Source organism: Halochromatium glycolicum, from assembly GCF_016584085.1.
Classification (GTDB): Bacteria; Pseudomonadota; Gammaproteobacteria; order Chromatiales; family Chromatiaceae; genus Lamprobacter; species Lamprobacter glycolicus.
The window spans coordinates 62,858-82,071 of the sequence record NZ_NRSJ01000002.1; the positions used below are offsets into that span (position 1 = coordinate 62,858).

At 65.2% G+C, this 19,214-nt stretch carries 15 protein-coding genes and 1 tRNA gene; 4 read left to right on the top strand and 12 right to left on the bottom strand.

Going from position 1 to position 19,214, the window contains the following annotated elements; translation table 11 throughout:
* Positions 1-7 precede the first annotated feature (7 nt).
* From CKO40_RS01540 to rplU, 7 genes are all read right to left on the bottom strand, one after another.
* Positions 8-586, bottom strand: coding sequence for a hydrolase (locus CKO40_RS01540; protein ID WP_200344090.1), 579 nt, complete (start codon positions 584-586; stop codon positions 8-10).
* A gap of 42 nt (positions 587-628) precedes the next feature.
* Complete coding sequence (locus CKO40_RS01545; RefSeq protein WP_200344092.1) at positions 629-961, bottom strand: rhodanese-like domain-containing protein; 333 nt, start codon at positions 959-961, stop codon at positions 629-631.
* A 24-nt stretch (positions 962-985) separates the two neighbouring features.
* Positions 986-1,636, bottom strand: coding sequence for a protein-L-isoaspartate O-methyltransferase family protein (locus tag CKO40_RS01550; protein ID WP_242476714.1), 651 nt, complete (start codon positions 1,634-1,636; stop codon positions 986-988).
* Positions 1,637-1,734: 98 nt separating this feature from the next.
* Positions 1,735-2,859, bottom strand: coding sequence for a glutamate 5-kinase (gene proB, locus CKO40_RS01555; protein WP_200344096.1), 1,125 nt, complete (start codon positions 2,857-2,859; stop codon positions 1,735-1,737).
* Positions 2,860-2,899: 40 nt separating this feature from the next.
* Entirely contained in the window at positions 2,900-3,988 is a 1,089-nt protein-coding gene (cgtA, locus tag CKO40_RS01560; protein ID WP_200344098.1) for an Obg family GTPase CgtA, read from the bottom strand.
* Positions 3,989-4,245: 257 nt separating this feature from the next.
* Positions 4,246-4,533: a 50S ribosomal protein L27 gene (rpmA, locus tag CKO40_RS01565; protein WP_200344100.1), complete on the bottom strand. Its 288-nt coding sequence runs from the start codon at positions 4,531-4,533 to the stop codon at positions 4,246-4,248.
* 41 nt (positions 4,534-4,574) lie between these two features.
* Complete coding sequence (gene rplU / locus CKO40_RS01570; protein ID WP_200344102.1) at positions 4,575-4,889, bottom strand: 50S ribosomal protein L21; 315 nt, start codon at positions 4,887-4,889, stop codon at positions 4,575-4,577.
* A 697-nt stretch (positions 4,890-5,586) separates the two neighbouring features.
* On the opposite strand from rplU, the gene CKO40_RS01575 reads away from it, so the two are divergent.
* Together CKO40_RS01575 and CKO40_RS01580 are read left to right on the top strand one after the other, a co-directional pair.
* The gene (locus tag CKO40_RS01575; protein WP_200344104.1) at positions 5,587-6,555 is read left to right on the top strand and encodes a polyprenyl synthetase family protein; all 969 of its coding nucleotides are present in this window, start codon (positions 5,587-5,589) and stop codon (positions 6,553-6,555) included.
* A 52-nt stretch (positions 6,556-6,607) separates the two neighbouring features.
* Positions 6,608-6,684: transfer RNA gene (locus CKO40_RS01580), tRNA-Pro, on the top strand.
* Between the two features lie 368 nt (positions 6,685-7,052).
* Here the strand turns inward: CKO40_RS01580 and CKO40_RS01585 are convergent.
* Positions 7,053-7,937, bottom strand: coding sequence for a ferritin-like domain-containing protein (locus tag CKO40_RS01585; protein WP_338074094.1), 885 nt, complete (start codon positions 7,935-7,937; stop codon positions 7,053-7,055).
* Positions 7,938-8,066: 129 nt separating this feature from the next.
* Between CKO40_RS01585 and CKO40_RS01590 the strand changes: the two genes are divergently transcribed.
* Positions 8,067-8,327, top strand: a complete 261-nt coding sequence (locus CKO40_RS01590; RefSeq protein WP_200344106.1) for a hypothetical protein — start codon at positions 8,067-8,069, stop codon at positions 8,325-8,327.
* 133 nt (positions 8,328-8,460) lie between these two features.
* On the opposite strand, the gene tsaB is transcribed toward CKO40_RS01590, so the two are convergent.
* A complete protein-coding gene (gene tsaB / locus CKO40_RS01595; protein WP_200344107.1) occupies positions 8,461-9,147 on the bottom strand; it encodes a tRNA (adenosine(37)-N6)-threonylcarbamoyltransferase complex dimerization subunit type 1 TsaB in 687 nt (228 codons plus the stop codon).
* Positions 9,148-9,422: 275 nt separating this feature from the next.
* Here tsaB and CKO40_RS01600 point away from each other — a divergent pair, with 275 nt between their 5' ends.
* Complete coding sequence (locus tag CKO40_RS01600) at positions 9,423-13,610, top strand: DEAD/DEAH box helicase (protein ID WP_200344108.1); 4,188 nt, start codon at positions 9,423-9,425, stop codon at positions 13,608-13,610.
* On the opposite strand, the gene CKO40_RS01605 is transcribed toward CKO40_RS01600, so the two are convergent.
* Genes CKO40_RS01605 through mrcB form a run of 3 tightly spaced genes read right to left on the bottom strand, consistent with a single transcriptional unit; the run spans position 13,565 to position 18,898 of the window.
* Positions 13,565-15,598 (bottom strand): DNA repair helicase YoaA, encoded by a 2,034-nt coding sequence (locus CKO40_RS01605; protein WP_200344109.1) that lies wholly within the window; start codon positions 15,596-15,598, stop codon positions 13,565-13,567. The two genes, CKO40_RS01600 and CKO40_RS01605, sit on opposite strands and share 46 nt — an antisense overlap.
* Before the next feature lie 22 nt (positions 15,599-15,620).
* Positions 15,621-16,487, bottom strand: coding sequence for a tetratricopeptide repeat protein (locus CKO40_RS01610; protein WP_200344110.1), 867 nt, complete (start codon positions 16,485-16,487; stop codon positions 15,621-15,623).
* Between the two features lie 2 nt (positions 16,488-16,489).
* A complete protein-coding gene (gene mrcB / locus CKO40_RS01615; protein ID WP_338074095.1) occupies positions 16,490-18,898 on the bottom strand; it encodes a penicillin-binding protein 1B in 2,409 nt (802 codons plus the stop codon).
* Positions 18,899-19,214: the final 316 nt, after the last annotated feature.

Genomic DNA, 19,214 nt, shown 5'->3' on the forward strand with positions numbered 1-19,214 from the left:
GCCGGGCCTACTTGAAGAGCTTGGAGACCTCGCGGAACTGCGCGTGCTGGGAATCCCCCAGCCATTCGAATGCGACCGATTCGGTGTTGGTGACATGGATGCCTGAATGCCGCATCCGCTCCAGCGCGTTGTCCCGCTTGTCCGGATGGCGCGAGCAGATGGCATCGGCGGCAACGAACACCTGATAGCCCCAGCGCTGCAGCCCCGACGCCGTCTGCACGATGCAGATATGGGCCTCCATGCCGACTAGGACCACCTGCTTGCGTTTGGGCTCCTCGGTCAGCGCGCGCTCGAAGCCGGCGGCGGTGCAGCAGGAGAAGCAGGTCTTCTTGGTCGGCGCGGCGGTCTCCGGGAGCTGCTCGCGCACGGCGGGGATGGTCTCGCCGAGGCCCTGCGGGTACTGTTCGGTCGAGATGATCGGGATCTCAAGGATCTTTGCTGAGCTGATGAGCCGAGTGATGTTGGTAACTGTCCGTTCCAGCAGGTCATCGGGCATCGCGGCGGCCAGCCGCTCCTGTGCATCGATGATGAGCAGCTGCGCGAACGCACTCTGGCAGAGGGGCATCGGCGCCTGATGAATGCTCATGTCGCGATCCTCGTTTGTGGTGGGCGAGCACCGTTTCGGGGCTCAGTAGGTCGGCATCTCGGGGTCCACGTCGCTTGCCCAGGCCGCAATGCCGCCACGCAGGTTGATCACGCGTGCGAAGCCTTGTTGCTCGAGAAAGCGGGCGACCTGTTGTGAGCGGATGCCGTGGTGGCAGATGACGACTGTCGGGCGATTGGGCTGGAGCCGGCCGATCGTGGAAGGGACCTGACGCATCGGCAGGAGCTCACTGCCGTCAATGCGGCAGATGGCATGCTCCCAGGGTTCGCGGACATCGAGCAGCAATGGCGGTTGCTCGTCGATGGTGCCTTCCTCATCGAGCAGCTGTTTCAGGGCTTGCGGGGTGATCTGTTCCATCTTGCGTTTTGGGCTAGGCGGTTATCAGAACGCGAAGCGTTCCGGCAATGGTGCATTGCGAAGCATCGGAACACTGGTTTCGAACAGCCCTTGCTGGCGGAAATCGTTGCCGACTCGGGTAATCAGTTGCGCCTGCATCAGCGGTGCTTCGCCGACTACGATGAATAGTCGCCCGCCGTCGGTGAGCAATCGCTTGAGGGCGGCAATGGGCTCGCTGGTGGGTACGGAGCCGGTGACAGCAATCGCGTCGAATGGGCCGCCATCAATCGGGCCTGCAAACGCATCGGCCGTGCGCACCTCCACCTGCGAGAGCCCCATTGCGCCGACCCGGGTCCGTGCACCCTCGGCCAAGGCGGGATCGATCTCCAAGCTGACCACGAATTCGCCGAGGAGGGCGAGGCAAGCCGTGACATAACCGGTCCCGGTGCCGATCTCCAAAACCCTTTCGTCGGGCTGGATCGCCAGTGCCTGCAACAATCGCCCGACCAGCTTCGGGGCTAGCATCTGCGCCTGTTCGCCGAGTGGGATCTCGACATCCGCATGGGCCAGACCCTTATAGGCGTCTGGAACGAATGCCTCACGCGGCAGCTCGCGCATCACTGCCAGTACGCGTTCATCGAGGACGTCCCAAGGCCGCACCTGCTGCTCGATCATATTGAAACGTGCGCGTTCCATGGTGGACTGCATACGCTGATCTCCTACCCCAAAAACCACCGGCAAATGGTATGGATTTTGATTCGGGGTGGCAAGTTTGAAGGTTGAAGGTTGAAGGGCTAGGTCAGGACGAGGTTGTCGCGATGGATCAACTCCTCATCGTCGATGTACCCGAGGATACGGACGAAGGCCGAGCTGGGCTGACCCTTGATTCGGTCGGTGTCCTGCACGTCATAATTAACGAGCCCACGGGCGATCTCGCGGCCTTGCTCGTCGACGCAGGCGACCACCTCGCCGCGCTTGAATTCCCCGCGCACAGCCTTGACGCCGACCGCGAGCAGACTCCGGCCTTGCTCACGCAGCGCGCGTGCAGCGCCGGCATCCAATATCAGGCGGCCGCTCACGCGCAGATGTCCAGCCAGCCATTGCTTGCGCGCCGCCTGTGGTTCCTGGACGGGGCGTAGCAGGGTGCCGACCGCCTCGCCGCGGCCAATGCGCCCAAGGCTATCGGCGCTGCGCCCAGCCGCAATGATGGTCGCGCAGCCCGAGCGGGCGGCCAGTCGTGCCGCGCGGACCTTGGTGACCATGCCGCCGCTGCCCAGACCGTTATCGCTGCCGCCGGCGACCGCGTCGAGGCGGTTATCGTCGATTCGGGTTTCGGCGATCAGCTTGGCGTCGGGCTGCTTGCGGGGATCGGCGTCAAACAGGCCGTCCTGGTCGGTCAGCAGCACGAGCAGATCGGCCTCGATCAGGTTCGCGACCAGCGCGGCGAGGGTGTCGTTATCGCCGAAGCGCAGCTCGTCGGTCGCGACCGTGTCGTTCTCGTTCACGACCGGGATGACGCCGAGGGCGAGCAGTGTGCGCAGCGTACTGCGCGCGTTCAGGTAGCGCTCGCGACTGGCGAGGTCGTCGCGCGTCAACAGCACTTGGGCGGTATGCAGTTCGCGGCGCGCGAAGCAGGTCTCCCAGGCGCGGATCAGTCCCATCTGGCCGATCGCAGCGGCCGCCTGAAGCTCATGCAAGGCCCGTGGACGCCGGTGCCAGCCCATCCGAGCCATCCCTTGTGCAACCGCCCCGGACGAGACCAGCACGAGGTCGTGTCCGGCATGGCGCCATGCGGTGAGCTGGGCGACCCAGGGCTCGAGCACCTGCAGGTCGAGGCCGGCCCCGTCGCGGGTCAGCAGTGCGCTGCCGATCTTGACGACCCAGCGGCGAGTAAACGGGATGCGTTCGCGGTTAAACATACAGGCGAGACCGGCCGATGCGGCGCAGGATCAGGAGGGCTCAGTCGAGCGGGTGCCAATCGGTCGAGCAGTCTTCCGCCATGGCAAGGTCCTCATCGGGCTCCGATTGCCAAGGGTGACCAAGTGCTTGCAGGTGATGCTGGACGGCAGCGGCCAACGCCGCAGTGCCGGCACCCGTCGCCGCCGAAATGAGAAAGACCGGGCCGCGCCATTGCAATGCCGCAGTGAGCGCGTGCTGCCTCGTCTCGGCGTCGGCGGGGCTGAGCAGGTCGGACTTGTTCAAGACCAGCCAACGTTCCTTCGCGGCGAGGTCCTCACCGTGCGCCGCCAGCTCGGCGGCGATGGTCTTCGCCTGCTCAGTTGGTGATGGGCTGCCCTCAGGTGGGGCGATATCGATCAGGTGCAGCAGCAGCCGGGTGCGATTGAGATGCTTGAGAAAATGCGTCCCTAGACCGGCGCCTTCTGCTGCTCCGGCGATCAGCCCGGGGATGTCGGCCATGACGAAGCTCTGGCGCGCGCCGGTCCGAACCACGCCGAGGTTGGGATGGAGGGTCGTGAATGGGTAATCGGCAACGCGTGGGCGGGCGCTCGAGAGCTGGCGAATCAGGCTCGATTTTCCCGCGTTGGGTAGCCCGACCAGCCCGACATCGGCGAGCAGCAGCAGTTCGAGACGCAACCGCCTGCGCTCGCCGGCAGTGCCGGGCTTGGATTGGCGCGGCGTGCGGTTGGTGCTGGACTTATAGCGGGTATTGCCGAGGCCGTGAAAACCGCCTTGCGCAACCAGGAGGCGTTGCGCAGGCTGCAGTACCTCGCCGATCACCTCGTCGGTCTCGAGGTCGATTGCTCGGGTCCCGAGCGGGACGGGGATCAAGGCATCCTGGCCGGAGCGGCCGGTCCGGTTCTGCCCGCTTCCATCGTGGCCGCGCTCGGCGCGATGCCGCCGTGCATGGCGAAAATCGACCAACGTGTTCAGGCCCGGGTCGCCGACCAGGAACACACTGCCGCCGTCACCGCCATCCCCACCGTCGGGGCCGCCCTTCGGGATAAAGCGCTCACGCCGAAAGCTGACGCAGCCATTGCCGCCGTCACCGGCCTCGACGCGGATCTCGGCTTCATCAACGAATTTCACGCGGGCGCTCCCGATCCGATTCGAGGGCGATCCGTCGCCTCAAGGGATCGACGGGTCATGGGGTGTCCTACGCCACTCGGGCGGGGTCGGGCAGGAAGGGGGTAGAGGTCGAGTCGACCCTTCTGCTGTCCCGGGTTGGCGGAATCGTATCTGGCCGGCGCTGGCAGACTGGTCGGCCGGCGCTGGCAGCCTGGCCGGCCGGCACTGGCAGGCTGGCCGGTACTGGTTCCGGCCGCAGGCCGAGTCTGACCCAGTCTTCAGCCGGACGTCGCGGCGCTGCCGCCCGTCTCGCTTGGCTCGATGCTCACGAACTTGCGGTTGCGGGGCCCTTTGACCTCAAAGCGCACCACGCCGTCCTTGAGCGCGAACAAGGTGTGATCACGTCCGCAGCCGACATGTTCGCCGCAATGAAAACGCGTTCCGCGCTGGCGGACGATGATGTTGCCGGCGCGCACCGTTTGCCCGCCGAAAAGCTTGACGCCTAGCCGTTTAGATTCGGAATCGCGGCCGTTTCTCGAGCTGCCGCCTGCCTTCTTATGTGCCATTTGAATCTATCTCTCTCGTTGGGCGCATGCAGCCAAGGGATTCAGCTTGCGCCGATGCCGGTGATCTTGAGCTGGGTGAAGGGCTGGCGATGGCCCTGCCGCTTCAGGTGATGCTTGCGCCGCTTGAATTTGATGATATTCACCTTGGCGTGCTTGCCGTGATTCGTGACCTCGGCCGTGACCTTGGCCCCTTCGACATAAGGCCTGCCAAGCTGCACGGAGTCGCCATCGGCGAGCATCAGTACCCGGGGAATGTCCAAAGACGCCCCCTCGTCGACGTCGAGCTTCTCGACGGTCAAGAGGTCACCTTCAGCAACCCGGTATTGCTTACCGCCAGTTTCGATGATTGCGTACATGATTGTCGTTCGGGGTGCCTAATAGCCTAATAGTGAGATAACAACCGGTGCCAGCGTGCTCGGGTTGGCGGGGCCAACCGGACGGAGGCGCATCACGATCAGCGCGACCCTGCGGTTTTATCGCAACTGATAATGATGTATTCGACAGCGACGATGCGAGCTCAGGCCCACAGCACAACCCGGCGGGTCGATCATGCTGTCCCAGGGCTTGCAAAGCCCTAACGATTCGGAAGCACTAACAGCATGCCCTCTACGGTCTAGCCGACCAGCAATTTGTGCAGGCTAGCCGGGCATTTTGATAGGGCCTCTACCTAAGGCTTATCCTAACGCTACAGCCGAGACCCTTCGCTCTAGGGGTGGGTCACGCCGACAAAAGCGTCGTCGCACGTCATGACCTGTTGCAGGATAAGCCGGTCGTCTTGCAGTCAGCTCGGCTTGGACCATGCTTGGACGATATTCGCTCCTGAGCCCGCAGCGAACCGGGAGCGAACCGAGCAAAGACTGCTCCAGGTCTGCCTTCGAGAGCGACGGGCAACAGCGCTTAGGGCGCGCCTGCGCTCCTCGCAAGACCGTGCAGTATGCCTGATGGCGAGGCACTGGTCAAAGCCTTTGGACGGCTCATTGCTGCTGCGACGCTTGACACCGTTGAAGCTCGAACCTAGCATTCGCGGGCCTTATCAGCAGTAGACCCCACTACATGGATCTTTCTCAGATTCGGGCCCCGGTGGCCGATGACGTGAGGGCCGTTGACCGTCTCATCGTCGACCGGCTTCAGTCGAACGTGGCTCTCATCAACCAGATCGGCCATTACATCGTCAGTAGTGGCGGCAAGCGCCTGCGCCCGCTGCTCGTGCTGCTTGCGGCTCGCGCCTGTGGCTATCAAGGGGCGCGCCACCTCGATGCAGCCGCAATCGTCGAGTTCATCCATACGGCGACACTGCTGCACGACGACGTCGTCGACGGCTCGGAGCTGCGGCGGAACCGGGATACTGCCAACACGGTCTGGGGCAACGAGGCGAGCGTTCTGGTCGGCGATTTCCTCTATGCTCGCGCTTTCGAGATGATGGTCGATGTTGGCAACCTGCGCATCATGGAGGTCATGGCCGGCGCGACCGCGCGCATCGCCGAGGGCGAGGTCTTACAGCTGTTGAATGCCAACGATGCCGGGACCGATGAGGCGCGCTACATGGAGGTCATCCAACGCAAGACGGCCACGCTCTTTGAGGCCGGAACGCGACTTGGAGCGGTGCTCACGGAGACCTCTGATGAGGTCGAGACCGCGATGGCGAACTACGGACTGCATCTTGGCATCGCGTTTCAGTTGGTCGATGACGCGCTTGACTACGTCTCAGACGACGGCGTGATCGGAAAGAAGATCGGCGATGATCTTGACGAAGGGAAGCCCACACTTCCGGTGATTCGTGCGATGGAGGTCGGTAGTGAGGCCCAACGCAACTGCGTGCGCCGAGCCATTGAGGAAGGTGGGCGCAAGCACATCGACGATGTCGTCGAGGCTATTGTCGCAACGAAAGCAATCGACTATACTGTCGAGCTTGCTCGCTGGCATGCAGCCGCAGCGAAGCGGGCATTGGGAGCGGTTCCTGAAACACCGAGCCGCAACTCAATGGCTGCGACCGCCGACTTTGCGGTCGCGCGGACCTACTGATTTGGGATTCCCGGTCCCCGTGAGGGGTCGCTCGCAGAGCAAAATCAGATTTCGGGGTGTAGCTCAGCCTGGTAGAGCACTGCCTTCGGGAGGCAGGGGCCGGAGGTTCGAATCCTCTCACCCCGACCATTTAAATCAAGTGGTTGCGTCATTGTTGCAGCCCTAGTTTCTGGTCAGTATGCGTTTCAGTGTACGGTTTTTGTACCGCGCTCGCTGGCTTTTTGGGGTCGAGTATTGCGGTCGCTGAGACGAGATCGTCTTGGCGCAGGTGCGCTTAGACGGCCGCGGCGATGCTTATCTCGCGATGTCGTAGCAGCTCGGATTCGCACTCGATTCCAATCCGGCTTTCACTAGCCAATCTCCAAACGCCCTGAGAGACCCTACCAAAGCGGCCGCTTGACTCGCGCAAGCTTCTGATCCAAGTGGCCTCAGGGGCCATTCTGTTCGGGCTTCTTAGTTCTGCGAGTGAAGCGCCGCCCGCGTCTCCGGCTCGGCAGTCAACCCCCTCGACACAGGTCTTCAAGCGCGTCGATCTCGCTTGCGGCGAAGCCGGCCTCCAATCGTGCTTCGCGGTTCAGTGGGCATCGGATCTCGCCGTGTAGATGACGCTTGATCAGGTCGGTAAAGGTGCTACTCGGGTCGAGACCGCGGTCTTGGCAGAGATGCCTGTACCAGCGATTGCCGACGGCGACATGGCCGACCTCGTCGCGGAGGATGACGCCTAGCCGGTCGGCGGTCTCGTCGTCACCGACGGTGCGCAGCCGTTCGATCATGCCGGGTGTCACATCAAGGCCGCGGGCCTCGAGCACCCTTGGCACCAGTGCCATCCGTTCCAGCGCATCGCCGGCTGTGCGTCTCGCCATATCCCAGAGGCCGTCATGAGCAGGGAGGTCGCCGTAATCGTAGCCCAATGTCTGCAGGCGTTCGCGCAGCAGCGCGAAGTGCTCGGCTTCCTCGATCGCGACCTGTGTCCAATCTTGCCGGAAGGTATCGGGCATCTCGGTGAAGCGCTGGACGGCATCCCAAGCCAGGTTGATCGCGTTGAACTCGATATGGGCCACTGCGTGGATCAGCGACGCCCGGCCCTGCGCCGTGGTGAGCTTGCGCTTTGGCAGCGCCCTCGCCGGGACGAGCTGCGGGCGGCTTGGTCTTCCCGGGGTTTCGTGCGGTTGCCATGGGCCTGGCGTGCTGGCTGCTAACTCGCCCCGGCGCCAGCGCGCCGCGACCTCGCGTGTGCATTCGACCTTGCGTGCTGGGTCGGACTCAATGAGGCAGGTAGCGGCTGCCTGGACGAGACTGTCTGCGACGTGAAACATGGATAACGCGCTGTTGTAACCGGTTCTGTCGAACTCCATCCTGTTCAAACGCTGATCGACTGCCATTCGCAGCCGTCAAAGCGTGAATCTTCAACGCGGGTTGTCGTCGACTGCTCCGACTTCCGCTATGCTAGAAAGGTATTCCACCAAAAACTGAAGCACTGGCAGCGTCTTTGCGCCAAGAGGATGGTTCCCATGAAGTTGTGTAAGACGTGTTTTTCCTCGCCCTGGCCATTCGTCCTGATGACCGTGATCGCGTCGATGACCGGTTTCATCACCTGGCTCACGCTCGGACTGTCGCAGCCCGATCCGCAGCTGCGTATCGCCGTTGCGGTGATCGCCTTCGTTGCGGTCGAGGCCACACTGGTCCATTACGTCATCTCTTGCATGCGTCGGCATTGTCGACATCACTCTTCGCCCGCTCAACAGGATCGACATCTGAGCCAAGGGGCCTAGCAGCCTCCGGGCAAGCCGGTTCGAGCAGCCCGAGAGCTTGGTGCCGAGCGCCATCTCGCGGGCTGCTCGCGGTCTGAGACGATCAGGGCCGGCCTGATCAGACCAGTGATCAGGCTCATGATCAGGCCCGTGATCAGGTCGATCGGCTGACCTCTGCGACATGATTGCGCAGATACCTCGGCAGTGCGTCGGCCGCCCGCCTGGGCGGTGCGTTTGCGATCTCGAGCTGAGCCAACAGCAGCAGGTCCTGCGCCTCTGCCCTGATCGCTTCGCTGCGCTCGCTGATGCGCTCGCCTTGGCGCTCGTAGAGGGATGGATAGGCATTCCAACCGTCACCGACCGCACACCAATCCCGGTCCGGCAGGAGCGGAACGCGCTCCGGCGCGACGACGCACTCATCCTCGATCATTCGTAGATCTGGATGCTCAGGCTCGGCTTCGAAGTATGCCCAATAGACCTCGCCCATGCGGGCGTCGAGGGCACAGGCGAGATGGGACTGACCGGTCTGCCTACGGGCCGATTGGGCCGTTGCGGCGAGCGTCGAGACCCCTATCACGCCGGCGCCTGCCCCGAACGCGATACCTTGGGCCACGGCCGCGGCAATCCGTACGCCTGTGAATGAGCCCGGTCCGCGACCGTATACGACCGCATCGAGGTCGGCCAGACTCAGGTCCGCTTCCTGCAGGAGCCCATCGATCATGCCCAGGATGAGATCGGCATGGCGACGCGGCGCGTCCTCGAGACGCTGCTCGATCTGATCGCCGATCATTAACGCTGCCGAGCACCAGGGACCGGCGGTTTCGAGTGCGAGGAGTTTCATCGGCTTATCGAGGCTTGAGCTGAGCACCGGGCAGCAATGGGATCAGGCAGCGATCAGAGTGCGTTGTGGCAGGCTGGCTGAAAGCGCATCAAACCGCGTTGAGACTGTACCATGAGGCCATTCTTGCGACGCTCTTGGCCGTCCTTTGCTCTCCCAGCTCCAGAAACATCCGCTCCAGAAACGGTTCATGCTGTCACGCCTTGGCGATCTGACCCACCATCCCTGTGCGCTGAGCGCTGGGGTGGTGCGTCGTGCCTTGTTGCAAACCCTCAACGATGACTGATCGTCGCGCTGCTTATCAAGCGCTCGTCGCCGATGAGCGCCGGATGCTCCGCGCCCTGTCGGTGGTCTCGGAGCCTGTGACCCAGACAACCTGGGGCCTCCTGCTCAAAGAGCTGGGTTGGAAGGATCGTCGGGGCATCGAGCTGCAAGCTCGGCTCGGTAAACCGCTGCGCGATCGCCTCACGAATGCCGGGCTGATCGAGTATCGCCGCAACGCCCTGGTTTGCCATCCGGATCTGCTCGAACCGCTGACGCGGGAGACGATTGCGGACGGCAGCTTCGAGGCCATCGTCGCAGCCGCTGAGCAGGTCGTGCCGACGCCGATGCGCAATGCCTGGGATCGACCCAGCGATGAGCGTCGTTTCCGACTGCTGCGCATCGCGGTCTACTCGGGGCGTGAGGACGAGATCCTGAAGATGCTCTCGTTGCAGGGGCTGCCGTCACTGTCCCAGGTGCGCTACCGCCAGGTCGAGCCCTTCTCGCGCATCTGCACTCGCGCGGCCGACCCGGGCTGGCTCGAGACCCTGCCCGAGCGACTCAAGGTATTGGCGCTCGCGCCGATGCTGCGGGAAGCGGCCTTGGACCTGAATGCCAAGCCCAGCTCCTACCAACTGCTGGAACGGTTGCTCGCGCCTTTGGCGCCGGCTTGCCCTGACGCTGCCGATGCATTGGCCGAGCAGCGGCTGCAGCGCGGAAGGCTTGCGCAGGTCGCGCCGCTGCTGTTGGGGCGCGATGACCCGCAGGCGCTGATACTGACCGGTTGGCGCCAATTCGTCTTTGGTGACTACAAGGCTGCCCTCGATGCCTACGAGACGGCTCTGCAGCAACTGCGGCGGCGCGCGCGCAAGCGTCATGTCTACATCCCTGGCATACCGGGCGTGCTGCATCTGCTGGCCTTGCTGCAGCGCGGTAATCCCGAGGACTTCATACAGGTGCGACAGCTGATCGCCGTCTGTCTCCGCGCGAGTGTGACGGATCTGCTCGAGCCGGTGTACCGATTGCTCGACGAGCTTGCCGGCGTCCTCGTCGGCGAGCGCCGCGCCGATGAGAGCATCTGGCTGGCGCACAGTCTGGCCCCGCGGGGTCCGTTCCCGCTGCTGTTCCAGTGCCTGACGATGCACTGGGTTGGCAATCGGCCACCGGTGGATCGGTTGGCTGCACTCGCAAGGGCTGCTGAACAGGCTGCGCAGGCCGGCCTCGATTGGTATGCCTCGGAGGCGATAGCGTTGCTCGAACGCTTTGATGCCGCCCCGGCAGTGCGCGCGCGACCGTCGCCCGAGCCGCCACCGACCTCGATGGTTGATCTGCTGGAGCCGCGGCCGCAATGGGAGATCGCGCTCGAGGCGTTAAAAGGCCTGGCGGCTCAGCAGACGAATACAGCGCAATCGCCTGCTCGGCGCCAGGAGGCGGAGCTCCGTATGGCCTGGCTGTTGACCTGGAACGGTGAGATGGCGGTGCTCGAGCCGCGCGAGCAGAAACGGACCAAGCGTGGAAGCTGGACGCAGGGGCGGGCGGTTTCGCTGCAGCGGCTCGCCGAAGAGCCCGAACGCTTCCCTTATCTGACACCGAAGGACCGGGCGATCTGCGCTGCGATCGTCCCTCGGCAGGCCGGGTGGTCCGGGCGGGACGGCCGCACAGGCTACAGTCTAGACCCCGACCGCGCGCTGGCGGCGGCGATCGGGCATCCGTTCGTGTTTCAGTCCGATTCACCGGAGACACCAGTCGAACTGAAGCATGGCGAGCCGGCATTGACGGTGATGCGCCGAGAGCAGGACCTCCTCGTGACACTGGAGCCCTATCCCGCCGAGGATCGCTCGTTGCGGCCGGTGCAAGAGGGACCGCAACGCCTGCGCCTGTTTCAGTTCGATTCCGGTCATCAGGAGATCGCGCGCATCCTGGGTCCTGAGGGGCTGAACGTCCCCAAGTCGGGTGAGCAAGCAGTGTTGGACAGCCTGATCGCGTTGGCCCCCTTGCTCACGGTGCATTCCGATATCGGTGGCGGCAGTCAGGCGGATCTCGTCGAGGCCGATGCGCGCCCCCACTTGCACCTGTCCCCGGTGGGGGAAGGGTTGCGCATCGAGCTCTACATCCATCCGCTCGGAGAAGCCGGTCCGCAGCTGCGCCCCGGTTCCGGGCGCGTTGGATTGTTCGGCGAGTGTGAGGGTCGGCCGCAGCGCTGTGTGCGTGATCTCCAGGCCGAGCGGGCTGCCGCCGAGGCCGTGCGCGCTGCCTGTCCCGCGCTGGGCACGGCGGAGGAGATCGACCGGATCGAGGGCGGAGGCTTCGATGATGAGCAGGGATGGACTTGGGACCTGCTCGATCCTGCCGAGGCGCTCGCTGCCCTGGAGCAGTTGCATGCGCTCGGGGATCAGGTGCAGCTGGATTGGCCTCAGGGTCAGCGAAAGATACTGAGCGAGGAGCTCGGCTTGAGCCGGCTGCAGGTGAAGGTCCGGCAGAAGAACGATTGGTTCGATGTGGCCGGCGGCCTCAGGCTCGATGATGGGCGAGTGCTTGCGATGCGCGAGCTGATCGAACGCGCCGCGGAGGCCCAGGGGCGCTATGTCCGCCTTGGCGAGGGTGACTTTCTGGTCTTGAGCAACGCCTTGCGTCGGCGTCTGCAGGGGCTCTCGGCTCTGCTTGATGAAGGACGTTTCCATCCGTTGGCGGCGCCGGCGGTGCAGGAGCTGCTCGAGGACGTCCAGGTCGAGGCCAGTGATGCGTGGCAGGGGCTGCTGCGGCGCCTGCGGCAGATCGAGGCGTTCGAACCTCAGCTGCCTACGACACTGCAGGCGGAGCTCCGTGATTATCAGCGCGAGGGCTTTCGCTGGCTCGCGCGGCTTGCGCACTGGGGTGCAGGCGCCTGCTTGGCCGACGACATGGGGCTCGGCAAGACCCTGCAGGCGCTGGCCTTGATCCTGGCGCGCGCACCGGCGGGGCCAACCCTGGTCGTCGCGCCGACCTCGGTCTGCGGCAATTGGATCAGCGAGGCGCAACGCTTCGCGCCGACCTTGCGGCCGCTGCGCTTCGGCGACGGCGAGCGCGAGGCGATGCTGGATGCGGCCGGGCCGTTCGATCTGATCGTCTGCAGCTACGGGCTGCTGCAGAGCGAGCGCGAGCGGTTGAGCCGGATAAACTGGCAGACCATCGTTGCCGACGAAGCGCAGGCGTTCAAGAACGCGATGACCAAACGCTCGCAGGCGATGATGTCGCTCAAGGGCGGGTTTCGGATGATCACCACCGGTACCCCGATCGAGAATCATCTCGGTGAGCTTTGGAACCTGTTCCGTTTCATCAATCCCGGCCTGCTCGGCTCGCTGCAACGCTTCAACCAGCGGTTCGCGACGCCGATCGAGCAGGATAGAGACCAGCAGGCGCGCCACCGGCTGCGCCAACTCATCAAGCCCTTCATCCTGCGGCGGTTGAAGAGTGATGTGCTTGCCGAGCTGCCGCCGCGCACTGAGATCGACATCCGGCTCGAGCTGAGCGCGGGCGAGATGGCGCTCTACGAGGCGCTGCGGCGGGAGGCGGTCGAGCGGCTGGACAAGGAGGGCAGTCAGGCCGGGGCCGGGCACAAGCGGCTGCTGCTGCTCGCCGAGATCATGCGTCTGCGCCGCGCCTGCTGCCATCCCAGCCTCGCGCTGCCGGGCACGGACCTCCCTAGCGCCAAGCTCGATGCCTTTGCCGAGATCGTCGACGAGCTGCTCGACAATCGCCACAAGGCGCTCGTCTTCAGTCAGTTCGTCGACCACTTGAGTTTGATCCGCGCCCATCTCGACCGGCGTCAGATCCGCTATCAGTACCTCGACGGCTCAACGCCAGAGCCGCAGCGGCGGGCGGCCGTCGAGGCCTTCCAAGCTGGCGATGGCGAGCTGTTCCTGATCAGCCTGCGCGCTGGGGGCGCGGGGCTAAACCTGACCGCGGCCGATTACGTCATCCATATGGACCCTTGGTGGAATCCGGCGGTCGAGGACCAGGCCTCGGATCGGGCGCATCGTATTGGTCAGGAGCGGCCGGTCACCGTCTATCGGCTGGTGGCCAAGGACACCATCGAGGAGCGCATCCTGAAGCTGCACGCGAGCAAGCGGGACCTGGCCGATGGGCTGTTGAGTGGGGCTGATGATGGCGGCAAGTTGAGCTACGAGGAGATGCTCGCGTTGGTGCAGGCATCGCCAGCCGGCTGAGCGGCGAAGAAGGCGCGCAGGTCGTCAAGGGTATCGGTGCGCGCCATCGGCGGTAGGCTGTCGAGGAACACCCGCCCGTAGCCGCGCCGAGTCAGGCGCGGGTCACAGACCACCAGCACGCCGCGGTCATCCGGGTCGCGGATCAAGCGGCCTGCGCCCTGCTTGAGCGCGATCACCGCCTGCGGGAGCTGGAGATCGCGAAACGGGTTGCCGCCCTGGCGCCGCAGCGCCTCGACCCGCGCCTGCAGCACCGGATCAGCCGGGGAGCTGAACGGGAGCTTGTCGATGATCACGCAGGAGAGGGCCTCACCGCGCACGTCGACCCCCTCCCAGAAGCTTGCGGTGCCGAGCAGCACGGCGTTGCCGAGCGCGCGGAACCGCGCGATCAGCTCGGCCCGTGGTGCACTGCCCTGGACCAGCAGCGGATAGCCGATGCGCGGCTCGAGCCAGGCGGCCACGGCGCGCAGCGCACGGTGGCTGGTGAAGAGCAGGAAGGCGCGGCCCCGGCTGATCTCCAGTGCGGCAAGGGCGACCTCGGCGACGCGCCGGGTATAGCCAGGCTGCGAAGGCTCCGGCATCGGTGTCGGACAATACAGCAGCGCCTGGCGCTGGTAATCGAAGGGGCTGTTCCAGTGTGCCGTGGCGACCCCCTCACAGCCGATCCGTAGCGCGAAATGGTCAAAGGAGTCACCGACCGCGAGGGTGGCCGAGGTGAAGACCCAGGCTGCCTGATGCTGCTCACGCCGGGTGCAGAAGACCTCGGAGACCTCGAGCGGCGTTTGATGGAAGCGGAAGCCGCGTCCTTGGAGATCGAACCAGCGCACGCTTTCCGTCTCTGCGTCGGGCGCCGTTGCAATAAGGCTGTCGAGGCGAGCCTGAATCGACTTGACCCGTGCCACACCTTGCTCGAGTCCGCGTGAGCGCTCGGCGATCGGCTCCAGCGCGCGCTCGAGCCCTGCGAGCGCCTCGCTCACGTCGACGATCGCCGCCTGAACGGCAGTTGCCTGCTCGATCTCCTGCCACGCACCGCGCCTGTCGTCGCTGCCGAGGCTCTCACGGAGACGGAGACGCAGTTCGGCGACGGCCAGGCGCACGGCATCACAGGCATGCGGCAGCGCCGGCAGGTCGTCTGCATCGCGGCGGTATTGGACCTCGATATCGCGGGCGATCTCGACGAGTTGGCGTGCGCTGATCGAGCTGCCGAAGAAGCTCGCCGCGATCTCGGGGAGCTGATGCGCCTCGTCGACGATGAAGGCATCGGCACCCGGCAGCACCTCACCGAAGCCCTCGTCGCGCAGCGCGAGATCGGCACACAATAGATGATGGTTGACGACCACGACCTCGGCCGCCTGCGCGCGGCGGCGCGCCTCGAGCAGGTGGCAGCCGCTGAAGTCCGGGCAATTCTGGCCGAGGCAATTGTCGGCGGTCGATGTCACGACCGGCCAGACCGGGTCCTGCTCCGGGATTGCGAGCTCGGCGATGTCGCCCAGGCGCGTGGAATGACCCCAATCACGCACGGTCTGTAGGTGCCGGCGCGCCTCGGGCCGCTGTCGGTCGGGTTCGGCGAGCGCGAGATCGAGCCGGTAGCGGCACAGGTAGTTGGCGCGCCCCTTCAGCAGCGCGATCTGGATGGGGGCGCCCATGGCCTCTCTGATCAGCGGGATGTCGCGTTGGAACAGCTGATCCTGGAGGTTGCGCGTGCCGGTCGAGATGACGACCTTTCGGCGGCTCAGTAGGGCCGGCACCAGATAGGCGAAGGTCTTACCGGTGCCAGTGCCAGCCTCGCAGATGAGGGTGGCGCCGGATTCGAGCGCCGCGGCGATACGGGCCGCCATCGCCTGCTGCTGAGGGCGATAGTGGAAATGCGGCAGGCCCTGTGCGAGCGCGCCGTCGGGAGCGAGTGCATCGACGGCGGCCTGTTGCGCTGGGCTTGCTGCGGCACCGATTCTCGCTTCGGCCCCTGCTTCGGCCTCCGCTTCGGCCGCCATCGGCGCCTCCAGCAGCCCGTGCTCAGCCGCCGGCGGCCTTGCGCTCAGCCTCGACCGCCCCCTCGATGTCGCCTGCTTGACGTTTCGCAGTGGCGATGATCTCCCAGTTATTGCTCTTCAGCGCGGGCTGGTCACCGGTCAGCGCGTTCGAGCGCGTGGCCAGCTTGGCGGCGGAATCGCTCATCCCTTGCTCGAGGCGCACGCGTGCAAGCCGGTTCCACAGGTAGGCTTCCTGGGGTTGGATACGCAACGCGCGCTCCAGCGTCGCCGCGGCACCGCCGGAGTCGCCCGATTGGCGTTGCTGCTCGGCACGCTGAGCGAGTGCCGAGACCGCCGGCGGCATGTCGGTCGGGGCCAGCGCGGACTGTTGCGGGGCGGCGCTGGCGACCTCTGGCGCGGGCGGCGCCGCTGCTTCGGCGGTGGACTGAGGCGCGGTGGATGGGGTTGGGGAGGCCGAAGGCGCTGATGTCGAGCCCCTTGGCTCGCTGGCTGGTGCCGCTTGGTTATTGGCTTGTTGCGCGGGGCTGGATGTGCTGCGCGGGTCGTCCGGTTCTGGCGCTGCTTCTTGATCGGTCGCTGAGGCGCTCTGGGCCGTCTGGGGCTGCTCAGCGGCTATTTCGCCCGTTGGCGAATCGGACGAGGGCGAAGCGACAGTCGGTTCGGCCGAGCGTTCAGGAGATGCCTCGATCGACTCCGGTGGCGTATAGGCATAGACCCGCGTCGGCTCCGGTTCCGTTTCCCCCTGCGTCTGATCTATGACCGGGGCGGGGGGAGAGGCCGCCGGGGTCTGATTATCGACGACCGGCGCCGGAGGGCCCTGGCGTTCCATCGGCGCGCAGGCTGACAACAGCAATAGAGGGAGCGCGAGCAGGATCAGGTGCTTGGACATCGTCAGTTTCCGTAGAAATCACTCATGAAGGGACTCACGTTGCGTGGCTCATCGCGTTCTCGTCGTGGCGGTGCCGGGTCGCTCGGTTCCGATGTCTGGCCTTGCGCGAGCTTGGGCTCCTGCTCAGCTGGGGCGGCCTTGTCCGGTCCGCCTTGGCTGCCGCAGTTGCTCACGCCAGCATGTCCGCGACTGAAGGGGATCTCGCTGCTGCCGCAGGCGCTCGCGAGCTCGATGGAGTCGGGCGCCGCATCGCGGAGCGATTGATTGTCGATCGAGGCCATGATGTCGCCCCAGACCCGCAACGCACCGCTCGAGCCGGTCAGCCCCATCGGCTTGTTGTCGTCGCGGCCGACCCAGACCACGACGACCCGGTCGCTGCTGAAACCAGCGAACCAGCTGTCACGCATGTCGTTGGTGGTGCCGGTCTTGCCTGCGACCTGCAGGTCCTCGGGCAGCTTCTGGTTCAGCCAGGTCGCAGTCCCTTGCTCGACAACCTTGCGCATCGCCCACTGCGTTAGGTAGGCCGCGTCGCTGCTGACGACAGGCTCCACCGCCAGTGGATAGCGGTTCAGCGGCTTGCCGGCGGCATCGAGCACCTCCCGGATCGCGCGCAGCGGCGCACGAAAGCCGCCGGCGGCGATGGTCTGGTAGACCTGGGCGAGCTCGATCGGCGGCAGCGAGACCGAGCCGAGCAGCATCGCCGGTACGCGTTTGACCGGACGGACGACGCCGAGCCGCCCCAGCATGTCTGCAACGTGATCGACTCCGACCTGGAGGCCGAGATTGATCGTCGCAAGGTTGTAGGACTTGGCCAGCGCGCGGTAGAGCGGCACTGTGCCATGGGTGCGCCGATCGTAGTTCTTGGGCTGCCAGAGCTGGCCGCCGATGCGCAGGCTGATCGGGCGATCGGCGATCGGTGTCAGCAGCGAGAAACGCTCTGGTTGCGATAAGGCCGTCAGATAGACCACCGGCTTGATCGCCGAGCCGACCGATCGCACTGCGTCCAGGGCGCGATTGAAGCCGGCATAGTCGGTGTCGCGGCCGCCGACCAGGGCCAAGACCTCGCCTTGGGAGACCGAGGTGACCACCGCCGCGGTCTCCAGGGTGCCCCGCTTGTATCCGCGCTGGGCATCGAGCTTGGGCAGACGCGTCTGCACGGCGGTTTCGGTCTGGGTCTGGATGAGCGGGTCCAGGGTCGTGAAGATGCGCAGGCCTTCCGAGCGCAGGTCCTCCTCGCGGTAGTCGCGTTGGAGCTGCCGCCGCACCAATTGGATGAATGAGGGGTAGTCGCCAGCCGGCTTGGCGCCGCCGTCCTTGATACCGAGCGGCGCGGACTTGGCCTGCTCGGCCTCGGCGGCGGAGATCACCTGATGGTGGGCCATCAGGTCGATGACCAGATTGCGGCGCTCCGTGGCCTTATCGGGGTGCCGACGCGGGTTATATTCACCTGGGCCTTTCAGGATCGCGACGAGGAGCGCGACCTGCGGAGTCGAGAGCTCGTCGAGATCGCGATCGAAATAGAAGCGGCTTGCCAGACCAAAGCCGTGGATCGCACGGCTTCCGTCCTGGCCGAGGTAGACCTCGTTGGCGTACGCAGTCAGGATCTCGTCTTTCGAGTACCGGTGGTCGAGCAGCACGGCCATATAGGCCTCCTTGGCCTTGCGCTCGAGCGTGCGCTCCTGGGTCAGATAGAAGTTCTTGACCAGCTGCTGGGTCAGGGTGCTGGCGCCCTGCACCGTGCGGCCGGCCATCAGGTTCTCGAAGGCGGCACGCAGGATGGCTCTGGGGTCGACGCCGAGATGCTGATAGAAGCTCCGATCCTCGACGGCGAGCAGCGTCTTGACCAGGAGTGGCGGCAGCTGCTGCCGGCGCAGCAGCACCCGATCCTCGTTATGCGTCGGATAGATACTGGCGATCAAGGCCGGGTCCAGCCGGACCAACGCGAGGTCACGGCCATTGCCTCCCGAGCGCATATCGGTGATCACACCGTCTGCGATCTGCACCGAGATCAGGCGTTCCGATTCGGCGCCGTCCCAATAGCGAAAGGGGCGCGTGCGGATGAGGACGCGGTCGCCATCGGTATTGAAGCTACCGGCGCGCCCGAGGTCTGCCGTCTCGCGGTACTTGAGGCGCTGGAGCTCGCCGACAAGCGCATCCTGGGTCATTGGCCGCCCGACATAGAGCTCCAGCGGACGCGCGTACACCCGTGCTGGCAGTGCCCAGCGCTTGCCCTCGAACTTACTGCGCACGACCTTGTCCAGGTGCACGCCATAGAGCCCGAGCCCGAGTCCGGCGGTGAGCACCAGCAGGAAGACTGTACTGAATAGGGCGGCCCAGATTCCGAGGCCGCGTCGCCGACGCGAAGGTGTCGATCGTTTGGGCGTCGGAGGGGTGATCTTGGCTTGGGCCACTGGGTCGGTTACCGGATAGGCGTCGTGCGTTGAGTTTGGTTAGGCAGTGTCAGCCGCAGGCCTTCAACGGGCTGTCGGGAGCGCCGGCTTGAATGCCGAGCTCGGACGCCGAACTGGAACGCCGAGGCATGAGCAGCGAAGGGTCCCAGCAGCGGCAATGTCGAGTCCGAGCGGCGTCTGCGGAAGGGCGTTCGCAGCGGTTGGTTCCGCGCCGACCCGCTATCATCCCATCGCCCGTTGCGGCTCACAAGCCGCGCGGCCTTTCGCTCGTCCCCGGCGAGTCTGGTCCCGATCGATTGTAGAGGCCCCTCCTTCG